This is a genomic window from Gardnerella sp. KA01002, assembly GCF_049244015.1.
Lineage (GTDB): Bacteria > Actinomycetota > Actinomycetes > Actinomycetales > Bifidobacteriaceae > Bifidobacterium > Bifidobacterium vaginale.
The window spans coordinates 777012-790272 of sequence record NZ_CP058365.1 but is presented as its reverse complement, the minus strand read 5'-3'; the positions used below and the strand labels follow the sequence as shown (position 1 = coordinate 790272).

Sequence of the window (13261 nt, the reverse complement as noted above, 5' to 3'; positions counted from 1 at the left end):
TGTTCTCCTCATTAACCGCCAACAGACTTATTCAGCCTTGGCTTCGTCTTCAGACTGTTCAGTTTCCTTAGTGAGTAGTTCCTTTTCCCATGCTGCCATTGGCTGAGCGTCAGAACCTTCGGACTTTGCGCCCTTTCCAGCACGTTCAAGCAAACCTTCTGCAACAGCGTCAGCCATCAAGCTAGTAAGAAGCTCGACACCACGAATTGCATCATCATTTGCTGGAATAGGATACTCAACAGAGTCTGGATCAGTGTTGGTGTCAACGATTGCCACAACTGGAATACCAAGCTTGTGAGCTTCTTCAACGGCCAAAGCTTCCTTGTTAATATCAACAACAAACATTGCCGAAGGAGTACGGTTCATGTTGCGAATACCGCCGAGCTGCTTGGAAAGCTTGTCCTTTTCGCGTTCAAGAAGCAAAAGCTCCTTCTTAGTCAAACCAGATCCACGAACATCAGTGAAGTCCATTTCCTCAAGTTCCTTGAGACGCTTTACGCGAGTGGAAACAGTCTGGAAGTTCGTCAGCATACCGCCGAGCCAACGCTCGCTCACGTAAGGCATGTTCACACGAGTAGCCTGATTTTGCACAGCTTCTTGAGCCTGCTTCTTGGTACCCACGAACAAAACAGTACCGTTGTGAGCAACAGTCTGCTTAATGAAGTCATAAGCCTTGTCGATCATGTCGAGCGACTTGAACAAATTGATGATATGAATACCATTGCGCTGGGTTAGAATAAATTGCTTCATCTTTGGATTCCAGCGACGAGTCTGATGTCCGAAGTGCAAACCTGCCTTCAGCATTTCACTCATGGTAATCTGTGCCATATCTATATACCTTTCTTGTCGGTTCTTGCCTGGCCATGCCTGTTCGCATGCAACTTGGATAACATATGTCTAAATCCAAGCCGACCGACACGAACGGACGCGTACATGGCGCGTATTCGCGTATCCGAGTAGACAATAAAAAACGAGCAATCATATAACGCGACAACATTCATGCTCAATGGACACGCAAAAGATAATCATATCAGACGCTTAATACTAAATAAATAATACAAACTAATACTATAGTTGTTGCTAGTTCTCATTTAGATATTATTTAGATAATCCATTACGAAGTTGGCGCAAAGCTTGTTTTCTAACATCTTTCTCTAAACGATCCAAATAAACGTGTCCATCTAAATGATCACACTCATGCTGAATCATACGAGCCATTAAACCCTTGCCCTCTAGAACAATAGTTTTACCGTCTAAATCAATGCCTTTAGCCCTAGCATAATCTGCCCTGCGAGTCTTATACCATAATCTTGGAACGGACAAGCAACCTTCATCCCCATATTGTTCACCACTCAATTCTTCAATAACAGGATTGAGAATATAGCCAATATGACCTTCAATATTGTATGAAAACGCTCTAAGGCTAATACCTATTTGATTTGCACTAAGACCTGCTCTTCCTGGATCGTTTACAGTCTCTAATAAATCTTCTACGAGATTTCTAACTGCTGGAGTAATCTCACGAATTGGATCACATGGTGTTCGAAGAACAGGATCTGGAACAATGCGAATCTGTCTAATAGTCACAGTACTTCCTTAAAAATTCTAAAAGGCTAATTAAAAATGCAATGCAATTATACAAGACTTAGTGTAATTAAAATTGCAATTTTAATCAGCCTATTTAACGTTTTATAGCTAATTTAGTTTCGAATAACTATTCTTTGTCGTTAGAATTATTATTCTTCTCAGCATATTCAGTATGCTGATCTTTTACATTAACCTGTGTAGGCAAATCCTCACCAAAACGTTTCAGATGAGTAGCAGCCTGATCGATTGCTTGCTTAACTCTAGGAGTAACCGCTTCTTGAGCCTGTTTAACAGTTTCTTGCGCTTGCTTAACAGTCTCAGTTGTCTTATCTAAAATCTTAACTGTAGCAGGTAATGGTCTACTGTTTGGTTTTGGAGCATAAAGCTGATTCTCTATAAGATCACAATACCTCTTCAAAACCTTAGGACGCACAACTTTCATGCTTGGAGTCAAAGTGCCAGTTTCTTGTGAAAATTCTTCATCCAAAATAATAAATTTACGAATAGACTCAGCCCTAGAAACAGTGCTATTTGCCTGATCAATAAACTGTTGTACAACAGAACGAATAGCATCGTTTTCCGCAACAGCACTCATAGAAAGATTTTCATCCATTCCTTGACTCTTAAGCCAAGAACGAACCATATCTGGCTCAACCTCAATCAAAGCGGAAACAAATGGCTTACCGTCTCCTACAACTACTGCGTGAGATACGAGAGGACACTTAGAGATAATACTTTCCAAAGGCGCTGGACTTATATTTTTCCCACCAGCAGTGATAATAATATCTTTCTTTCTACCAGTAATAGACAAGAATCCTTCATCGTCGATCTCGCCTAAATCTCCAGAATGGAGCCATCCATATTCGTCAATAACATCCGAAGTAAGATCTGGCTTATCATAATATCCGATAAAAACGTTAGGACCTTTTACAAGGACTTCTCCATCATCTGCAATACGGATAGTAATTCCAGGACCAGGGCGACCCACAGAACCAACTTGATTAGCATGCTCAAAATTAACAACACAAGGAGCTGCTGTTTCGGTCATTCCATAACCTTGAATAAAGGTTATTCCATCCAACCCGTTAAAGAAATGAGCAAGCTCAGCGTTTATTGGAGCTCCGCCGCAAGCTAGCCATGATAAATTAGGTCCCAAAGCAGATCGTATGGAAGATCCAACAGTTTTCATATAAAAGTCATGCTGAAGTTTTGCATAAATTGAGTGTGTTCTACCTTCAACTTCATCTTTAGACCACTCAATAAAATGTTGTACAGCCTTTGCAAAAATCCTACCTCGTATACCTGCTCCAGCTTTTTGAGACGCAGCATTATAAACCTTTTCAAACACTCTTGGGACTCCAAGCAAATATGTAGGTTTAAAACTACGCAAATCTGCTAATAAATGCTTTGCATTTGGCACATATCCAATAACACCGTGAGAACCTATTGCCACATACTGTATGTATCTGGCAAAGCAATGAGCTAACGGAAGGAATAGCAATAGTCTACTTGGCTTATAAAGCATATCATTTAAAACGTCATAAGCTGCATACACAATATGCGTAAAATTCCTATTGGAAAGCATTGCACCCTTTGGTTTTCCAGTTGAACCAGAGGTGTATACGATAGTCGCTAAATCATCAGCTTTTACTTGACATATGCTTTTATTAAGCTCGTCGTCGCTGATTGATTTTCCGAAATCAATCACTGCATCTATTCCAGCAGCTTTAAAGTTAAAAATAGTCTTTAAAGACATACGCTTATTGTCTTGGCGAACTCGCTCTAAGCACTGTGCATGTTCATCATCACCTGCAAAAGCTATCACAGGTTTTACTTCAGAAATAATTTCAGCAGCTTGAATTGCTGAATCTGTTTCGTAAATCGGAATGGTTACAGCACCAATGCAAGCGCAAGCAAAATCCGCAACGCCCCACTCATAACAGGTTGGGGAATAAATAACAACTTTGCTTCCTCGTTCAACGCCAAGAGCAATCAACCCCTTAGCTGTTGCACGAACTTTTAATAGCATTTCAGATGCAGTAACATCATGCCATTGACGAGTATCATCGTCTTGCCATTGGGCTATTACGCCTTGTGGATCTCGCATTGCCCTATTGGCAAGCAGTGAATAAATTGTGTCACCGTCATTTGTTGGGTGAATGACCTCTACAGCAAATTCTCGCAGCATAGTCTTAATTGTACGGTATATCTAACACGACACAAACGAAAGTCATACAAAAATGTCAACCTAAAATTGGTGGTCTTTACAAATAAACTCTTCTGGTTAGATAATTAGAAGCAAACTAATAATGATTACCTAAACCAGAAGAGTCATATTTTTGTATTTAACTATTATTTAATTGACAATGGAATTTAAAGGCTAGTATATTTCCTACCAATCATCCCAAGTCAACTAATGTACATATCCAACTTCCGTTTTGAGATTTAAATGCCAAAGACGCACAATAATTTAAGCTTCCAATAGAAAATAAAACAACTGCCTCAAAACGAGTTGGACTAATTAGCATTCCATTTATCATTCTTGGCATAGTCGGTTTGCAACGTAGTTGCCAACTTGTATATTCATCGTGTTTGTCTGAGAAACATTGAGATATTAAATACCACATGTTTTCAAGCTTAAAAATACATTCTTCGCTAAGAGCCTTACGCATTTGTGACGATATAGGTCTTCCTCTAGAAATGTCACTAGCAATACATGCTACTTTGCACGCTCTTAAAGCGAGGTCTAAGTACAATTCCTCATCTGCCGAATTATTAAAGCATGATGATACATGATATGTTGCCATAAAATGCGAAGAACCCACTAGGAATGAACCTTCGTATACTGGCAATGGCTTGCGATCATTCCACTTGAACGTAGGATGATCATCATTTGCAGCAAAGTCGTTTTTTACAACTTCCCAGAATGCATCATTTTCGTCATAGTTATCGCTGACTATGGTACCAAGAGTATTATTCATTTTCCTGCTCTTTCCCGTTAAAATTTGTTACTTATCCCATTTTCTATTTTTAAATTCCTTATTTTATTTTTTTGTATTTTTAATTTAAAACCAATGTCTAGCAAAGGTTTAAATAAAGCATACAACTTATTTCAAAAATTCAAAGTATTATTTCTAAGTGTGCATAAATAAAATTAAATCCTCGATTTTTGTTGAAAAATCAAGGATTATTTAGTGTTAAGTTATGCACATTATAGTTTTTACTTCCTTGTGCACTTAAATTTTTAGTTTTAAGCTCACAAGGAAGTAAACAAATAGTATTAAAAATTACCGAACATCCTGATGGAATGGGTTAAATACAACACTACAACGCTGGAAACTCTTAACATCGACATAGCCAGTGGATGCCATTGTGCGCCTTAACGCACCAACATAATTTGTTTTTCCGTCTGCCATATGACTTGGACCAAACAAGATATTCTCCAGCGGAGCAACAGTTCCAACATTCGTACGCATTCCGCGTGGCAAAGATGGATGGCGAGCTTCTGCTCCCCAATGCATTCCGCGTCCTGGAGCCTCGGTTGCTCGTGCTAAAGGAGTTCCAAGCATAACTGCATCTGCTCCCATAGCCAAAGCCTTAATAAAGTTGCCAGATGTTCCCATTCCGCCATCTGCAATAATTTGAACATACCTTCCGCCAGATTCATCCATATAGTCGCGACGAGCTTCGGCAACATCCGAGATTGCAGTTGCCATAGGAGCTTGAACACCAAGAGTATTCATAGTTGCAGAAACTGCACCTCCACCGAAACCTACGAGAATTCCAGCTGCACCAGTTCTCATTAAATGCAAAGCTGAAGTGTAATCAGCACAGCCTCCCACAATAACTGGAACATCAAGATCATAAATAAATTTCTTTAGATTAAGTGGTTCATGATCTTTAGAAACATGTTCTGCACTAACAGCTGTTCCACGGATAACAAAAAGATCTACTCCAGCTTCTAACACAGTAGAATAGAATTCCTGAGTGCGCTGAGGAGAAAGAGCACCTGCAACAGTAACTCCAGAATCACGAATAGTGCGCAAACGTTTAACAATAAGTTCAGGCTTAATTGGTTCAGAATAAATTTCTTGTATACGCTTCGTAGCAATTTCGTTTGGAAGCTCCGAAATTTCCTTTAGAAGTGGTTCTGGATCCTCGTAACGAGTCCATAAACCTTCCAAATCAAGTACACCCAAGGCGCCCATCTGACCCATTGCAATAGCCGTATCTGGGCTAGTAACAGAATCCATTGGCGCAGCAATCACTGGTACGTCAAAACTATAAGCATCGACTTGCCAGGACGTAGAAACAGCCTGCGGGTCGCGAGAACGACGAGAAGGTAGTATAGCAATATCGTCAAGTGAGTAAGCAACTCGGGCTTTTTTGCCCAATCCTATTTCAATTTCCTGAGACATACTTACAAGGCTAGTGTCTTATCATGACGAATCAACATGCCGAAAATTATTTAACTAATTTATAAGATAATTCTATTGAATATCAGTGTTACTTATGCAATGATTCGTAAATAGATTTAGCTTTAGCTTGACCGATGCCAGAAACCTTTTGTAAATCGTCAACACTCGCATCTTTTAATTTCTTAACACTACCAAATACGGAAAGAAGACGTTTTTTGTAAAACTCTCCAATACCAGGAATCGAGTCTAGTGACGAATTTAACATGGCTCTTCTTCGTTTCTGCCTATGATAAGTTATAGCAAAACGATGCGATTCATCTCTAGCTCTCTGTAGCAAATATAATCCTTGGGAGCTTCGTTTAAGAATAATTGGGTATTCATTATTAGGAAGCCAAACTTCTTCAAGCTTTTTAGCCAAACCGCATACGACTATGTTTTTTATTCCACAATCTATCATAGCTTTTTGTGCTGCTCTGGCTTGTTCTCTACCCCCGTCAACAACTATAAGATTAGGCGTATAAGCGAATTTTTTATATTTTGATTTTTCAAGATTTTCTCCGTAATCATCATCTACATCGCCACTACTTGTGTGCTTAAAACGCCTAGAAATAGTTTCATACAATGCGCTCAAATCATCAAGTTTTCCGTTGCCATCAGACCCTTTTATGGAGAATCTTCTGTACTCGCTAGGTTTAGCAATACCATCTTCAAATACAACCATTGATGCAACCTGATATTCTCCATTTACCGTATTGGAAATATCATAACATTCAATACGCAAAGGAGATTCGCTCATTCCAAGAGCATCGGCAACCTCGTTCATGGCGCTACTTCTTGCATCTAAACTGCTGATTCTGCTGGACTTCAGTCTCATTAATGATTGTTTAGCATTATCATTTGCTTGATTCATAAGATTTCGTTTATCGCCACGTTCAGGAACCTTAATGCTAACTTTAGATCCACGCAATTTGCTTAACCAATTTTCCAAATTTTCACATTGATTCTGTGATATTTCAAAAGGAATGATTATTTCTCTAGGGATTGGGGTAATTGGGTCTAGTAAATCTCCCCTTCCTGTTGATTCTTGCCTTTTTTTACGCTCTTTTGTTGTTTTTGCACGATACGCTGAGTCAATATATTTACTCTTGGTATTCTCCAAGTCAATCTGCAATGCATTTCTTGATTGCTCTATTTTCAAAGAGTCTTCATATTGCAAATTATTATTTGATTCATATTCTGAATAAACTCGCATAAGCAAATTCGCTATTATATCTGCATCGCTAATATCCTCGCTTCTTTCAACCTGCCAATTTTTCTCTCCTCGCAATAAGCCTTCGCGAACAAAGAATGCGTGAACGCATGCCTCTAGAGAATCTCCACTAAAACCAAAAACATCAGCTTCAACATTCTCGTCAAAAACAACAGAATTTTGTTGCATAACAGTTTTAAAAATGTTTATTTTATCTCTTATTTTTGCAGCATTCTCAAAATCAAGATTATCGCTAGATTCTTTCATTTCTCTTGTTAAATCGTTAATGTAAGAATCACCTATAGAACCAGTTAGTACACCAACTAATTGTTCAACATTATTTCTGTGAGTTTTACGATCCACTTTTGCAATGCAAGGTGCAGAGCATTTTCCAATGTCTGCAAGAAGACAAGGTCTACCAGTTTTATGAGCTTTGACAAAAACGGATTGTCTACACGTTCTTACAGGAAAAGTCTTAAGCAAAGAATCTAGACTGTGCCTTAGCTGCCACACTTTTGCATATGGACCAAAGTATCTAGTTGATTTAGAATTCCTATTTCTTGTGATCCAGACTCTTGGAAAATCATCATTCACAGATACAGCAAGATAAGGATATGTTTTATCATCTTTAAAAACAACATTAAAACGTGGATTAAACTCCTTAATCCACGTGTATTCTAGTGTTAAAGCTTCAAGCTCAGTGTTTACAACGGTCCATTCTAGACTTCGAGCTGTTAAAACCATCGACTGAGTTCTAGGATGAAGCTGATTTAACGGTTGAAAATAATTAGACAACCTATTTCTTAAACTTTTTGCTTTTCCAACGTATATTACTTTCCCCTTATCATCTCTCCACTTGTATACTCCAGGTTGATTTGGAATATCGGAAGTTTTTGGTCTAAATAAGTCTCTCGTGTCACCTAAAAGTGATGCTCCAAAATTATTTTTAACTGAATTCTTCAAAATGTCAGTAGTGCTTATATCACAATTAGATAGGTGAGTTTTCTTCCATTTGCCTTGACTGCTTATAGCATCTTCTTTGATATCTATGTTATTATTCACAATTTCCATTATGTTTTCACCTCCTTTCATAAAAATACTATTTAATAATATTTCATTTAAGATTTGAGCATATGCTTTAAGAATTTGCCCGTCCAACTTTTTGTCGATTTTGCAACTTCTTCTGGAGTGCCAGTGATTACTATTTCGCCGCCTTTGTCTCCTCCCTCTGGTCCTAAATCAATAATCCAATCCGCGCATTTTACAACATCAAGATTGTGTTCAATAACTATTACAGTATTGCCTTTATCTACCAAAGATTGAAGAACGCTTAAAAGTTTACGAACATCTTCAAAGTGCAATCCAGTTGTAGGCTCATCAAGAATATAAACAGTTTTGCCAGTTGAACGTTTTTGCAACTCTGTAGCAAGCTTTACTCTTTGTGATTCTCCACCAGATAATGTTGGAGCACTTTGTCCAAGTTTAATATATCCAAGACCAACTTGTACAAGAGTATCCAAATATCTTGAAATAGATGGATATGCTTTAAAGAATACAGCAGCTTCAGAAATTGGCATATTCAGCACGTCTGAAACAGTTTTACCGTTATACGTTACGTCTAGAGTATCTCTGTTGTACCTTTTCCCATGACATTCTTCACATTGTACGTATACATCTGGCAAAAAATTCATCTCGATTTTAAGCGTTCCGTCTCCGCTGCAAGCTTCGCATCTTCCGCCTTTTACGTTAAACGAGAATCTTCCAGGACCATAACCTCTAACTTTTGCTTCTGGTGTTTGAGCAAAAAGTGTACGTATTTTGTCCCAGACACCAGTGTAAGTCGCAGGGTTTGATCTTGGAGTTCTACCAATAGGGTTTTGGTCTACATGAACAACCTTGTCACAATTTTCAATACCATCAACTCGTTTATGAAGTCCTGGAACAATGCGAGCGCCGTTTAGCTTATCTGCTAAAACTGGGTAGAGTATCGAGTTTATAAGACTAGATTTTCCAGATCCAGATACTCCTGTTATGCAAGTAAATATGCCTAAAGGTATTTCTACATCTATATTTTTAAGGTTGTGTTCTTTTGCTCCAACAATAGTTAGTAAACGATTTTTGTTTATTTTTCGACGATTTTTAGGAACTTCTATGCATTTTCTTTTTGCAATATAGTCTCCTGTAATTGAACGTTTTGCATCTTTTATGTGATTTGCTGGTCCGCAATATACTACTTCTCCACCGTTTTCTCCAGCTTCGGGTCCAATATCTACTAACCAGTCGGATTGCCGAATTGTATCTTCATCATGTTCAACAACTATAAGAGTGTTACCTAAGTCGCGAAGATTGTGCAATGTTGATATGAGTTTCTCATTGTCTCTTTGATGTAATCCTATTGAAGGCTCGTCAAGAACGTACATGACTCCAACTAGTCCAGATCCAATTTGAGTCGCCAATCTTATTCTTTGTGCCTCTCCACCTGAAAGTGTTTTTGCGGCTCTAGAAAGAGTTAAATAATTTAAGCCAACATCATTTAAGAATCCTAATCTTGCCTTGATTTCTTTTACAATTTCTTTAGCAATTATCTTGCTTGATCCTTCTAGTTTTAAAGAATTAATCCATTCAAGACTTTTTTCTATTGGCATATCACATATGTCTGCAATTGAGTATGAGTTTATTGTTACTGCTAAGACTTCTGGACGCAATCGTTTACCGTTACATGTTAAGCATGGAACTTCTCGCATGTATGACTCGTAGTATTGGCGCATTTGATCTGAGTCTGTTTCATCATGCTTGCGCATAAGAGTGCGCACTACACCTTCGAATCCTGTTGAATATTCTCTCTGCCTACCCCATCTATTTTTATAAGATACTTTTACTTCGAAATCATGCCCATAAAGTATTGAATTTTGCGTATCTTTCGACAATTCACACCATGGTGTATCCATACTAAAACCAAGTTCAACACTTAGCCCTTGTAGCACATGCCTATAGTATTCCCCTGCAGCTTTATTTAGTGCCCAAGGTTCTATCGCGCCTTCATTAAGTGATTTTTCTGTATTTGGAACAACAAGAGCAGGGTCAATCTCTAGATTGTAACCGATTCCAGAGCAATCGGGGCACGCCCCATAAGGAGCGTTGAATGAGAATGTTCTAGGCTCTATTTCTGATAAATTAAGCTGGTGATTGTTAGGACAAGCTCTGTGCTCAGAAAAATTTCGGCGTCTGCATTTAGAATCAGCAACTTCATCTACAAAATCAGCTATAACAATTCCTTTAGAAAGTTTTAAAGCCGTTTCTATAGAATCAGTCAAACGAGTACGTATGCCATCTTTTATAATTAACCTATCTATTACAACTTCGATTGTGTGTTTCTTTTGTTTTTCTAAAGTAATATCTTCAGAAAGCTCGCGCATTTGCCCATCTACAAGCGCTCTCGAATAGCCGTCTGATCTAAGAAGAGTAATTGTATCTTTGAATTCGCCTTTTCTGCCGTTAACAACAGGTGCTAATATTTGCAATCTTGTTCTTTCTGGTAAAGAGAGTATAGAATTAGCCATTTGTTGTGGTGTTTGAGCACTGACAAGTTCGCCACATTTAGGGCAATGAGGAATTCCAACTCTAGCAAAAAGAAGCCTTAAATAATCATAAACTTCTGTGATTGTTCCAACAGTAGAACGAGGGTTACGATTAGTAGTTTTTTGGTCAATAGATACAGCTGGGCTTAATCCCTCAATAAAATCTACATCTGGTTTATCCATTCTTCCAAGGAATTGCCTGGCATACGCGCTTAAGGATTCCACATAACGCCTTTGACCTTCTGCAAAAAGAGTATCGAAAGCAAGAGAAGATTTACCAGATCCTGACAATCCAGTAAAAACAATCATACGATTTCTAGGCAATTGTAAACTAACATTTTTTAAATTGTGCTCTCTAGCTCCTTGTATGGTTATCTTTAAATCTGAAGGAACAGAAGACAAATCATATACTAAATTATCATTATCTTTTACAGGCTGAGCAGAGTCGAGCATAGATTGCAAGATGTCAGCTTTTTTAGTGCATTCACGGTTTTTGTTATCTAAAATTGCATCTTGGGATAAAGGTAATTGCATGTTTTGCGAAGAATCTGATTTGCTTTGCATTCTGCCTCCCTAAGAGCTATTTTAAGAATCAAGACTTTGCACCAAACTCACTATTAATTGAGCACTAAATTATATAATACAATTAATTATAGAACACTTGTTCGAAGTAGATAATTTTCTGCGTGTTGTCGAAATACATAGAAATATAAAGAATAAAATCCTTTAGTAAAAACTATGCAAGCCTAACTGTATAATCGTGAGTTTGGCTAACACATTTTGAAGATATTCAGATTAAAGCATTATTTTAAGGAGTGGGTGCAAATGGCTATTGACGCACAAGGATTAACTATACAAATTGGTGCGCGTACGCTATTAAACCCTACCGACTTTCATGTAACAAAAGGCGACAAAATCGGCTTAGTTGGAAGGAATGGAGCTGGAAAAACAACTCTTACACGAGTAATAACAGGAGAAATGCTCCCAGCTGGCGGAACTGTACGAGTAAGCGGTGGATTGGGGTATCTACCACAAGATACTCATGCAGCAGACCCAGAACAAAGCGCGTTAGATAGGATTATGAGCGCTCGCGACATTTCATCAATCGTATCTCGTATACGAAAAGCAGAAAAAGAGATGACGAATCCAGATCCAGATATTATGACGAAAGCCATGAATCGCTACGATAAGGCCATTGAAGACTTTGAAAAAGCTGGTGGATACGCTGTTCAATCGGAAGCAATATCGATGGCAAACAGCCTTGGGCTTCCACAAGAAATTATGAAGCAAGCTCTTGGAACTCTATCTGGCGGTCAACGTAGACGAATTGAACTTGCACGAATACTTTTCTCCGATGCAGACACGCTGATATTAGATGAGCCTACTAACCATTTAGATGCAGATTCTATAATTTGGCTGAGAAACTATTTGAAAAAATTCTCTGGTGGATTCTTAGTAATATCCCATTCAACAGAATTGCTAGATGAGGTTGTAAATAAAGTCTGGCATTTAGATGCACAATTGGCTCAAATAGACATATATTCAATGGGTTGGAAAGCATACTTACATCAACGCGTTGTAGACGAAGAACGCAGGCGCAGAGAACGAGAAGTGGCTGAAAAAAAAGCTGAACGCCTTATGAAACAAGGTATTCGTTTACATGCAAAAGCAACAAAAGCAGTAGCAGCTCAAAACATGATGCGTAGGGCTGAACGTCTGTTAAGTGAAACAAGCGAAGCACAAAGTCGCGAGAAAGTAGCAGATATTCGTTTTCCAGAACCTGCTCCTTGCGGACGAACACCTATTATGGCTGAAGATATTTCAAAAGCTTATGGATCCAATATTGTATTTGCTGGCATAAATTTGGCTATAGATAAAGGTTCAAGAGTTGTTATTCTCGGATATAACGGTGCTGGTAAAACAACCACTTTGCGTATTCTAGCTGGAGAAGAAAGTGCAGATACTGGCAGCGTAAACTATGGGCATGGCTGCAAGATTGGCTATTTTGCTCAGGAACACGACACTTTGGATTTAGATGCGACAGTATTAGAAAATCTTCAGCATGTTGCTCCAGATTTAAATGACACTCAAGCAAGATCTATGCTAGGAAGCTTCCTATTTTCTGGAGATGACGCAATGAAGCCAGCTAAAGTGCTTTCGGGCGGCGAAAAAACTCGTCTAGCGTTGGCAACTCTTGTAACTTCAAAAGCAAACGTGCTTTTGCTCGATGAGCCTACTAACAATTTAGATCCAGCTTCTAGAGATGAAATTCTTAAAGCCATTGCAAAATACGAAGGCGCTATTGTATTGGTTACTCACGATGAAGGAGCAGTTCTTGCGTTAAACCCTGAACGAGTTCTTCTTATGCCAGACGGTGACGAAGATTTGTGGAGTGATGACTATCTTGATTTGGTTGCGGAAGAATAGGA

8 protein-coding genes are annotated in these 13261 nt (G+C 38.5%); 1 reads left to right on the top strand and 7 read right to left on the bottom strand.

What is annotated here, in order from left to right:
• Positions 1-27: 27 nt before the first annotated feature.
• The 7 genes from rpsB to uvrA form a co-directional block, all read right to left on the bottom strand.
• Positions 28-828, bottom strand: a complete 801-nt coding sequence (gene rpsB / locus HXT60_RS03060; RefSeq protein ID WP_004111661.1) for a 30S ribosomal protein S2 — start codon at positions 826-828, stop codon at positions 28-30.
• Positions 829-1098: 270 nt separating this feature from the next.
• The gene (def, locus tag HXT60_RS03055) at positions 1099-1587 is read right to left on the bottom strand and encodes a peptide deformylase (protein ID WP_004115099.1); all 489 of its coding nucleotides are present in this window, start codon (positions 1585-1587) and stop codon (positions 1099-1101) included.
• 127 nt (positions 1588-1714) lie between these two features.
• Positions 1715-3775, bottom strand: coding sequence for an AMP-dependent synthetase/ligase (locus HXT60_RS03050; protein WP_004115100.1), 2061 nt, complete (start codon positions 3773-3775; stop codon positions 1715-1717).
• A gap of 211 nt (positions 3776-3986) precedes the next feature.
• The gene (locus HXT60_RS03045) at positions 3987-4568 is read right to left on the bottom strand and encodes a hypothetical protein (RefSeq protein ID WP_020759710.1); all 582 of its coding nucleotides are present in this window, start codon (positions 4566-4568) and stop codon (positions 3987-3989) included.
• A gap of 306 nt (positions 4569-4874) precedes the next feature.
• Positions 4875-6005, bottom strand: coding sequence for a GuaB3 family IMP dehydrogenase-related protein (locus tag HXT60_RS03040; protein WP_004115105.1), 1131 nt, complete (start codon positions 6003-6005; stop codon positions 4875-4877).
• An 88-nt stretch (positions 6006-6093) separates the two neighbouring features.
• On the bottom strand, positions 6094-8325 hold the full coding sequence (gene uvrC / locus HXT60_RS03035) for an excinuclease ABC subunit UvrC (RefSeq protein WP_246979224.1): 2232 nt from the start codon (positions 8323-8325) through the stop codon (positions 6094-6096).
• 47 nt (positions 8326-8372) lie between these two features.
• Positions 8373-11396: an excinuclease ABC subunit UvrA gene (gene uvrA, locus HXT60_RS03030; RefSeq protein ID WP_421791381.1), complete on the bottom strand. Its 3024-nt coding sequence runs from the start codon at positions 11394-11396 to the stop codon at positions 8373-8375.
• A gap of 261 nt (positions 11397-11657) precedes the next feature.
• Here uvrA and HXT60_RS03025 point away from each other — a divergent pair, with 261 nt between their 5' ends.
• Positions 11658-13259, top strand: a complete 1602-nt coding sequence (locus HXT60_RS03025; RefSeq protein ID WP_421791379.1) for an ABC-F family ATP-binding cassette domain-containing protein — start codon at positions 11658-11660, stop codon at positions 13257-13259.
• Positions 13260-13261: the final 2 nt, after the last annotated feature.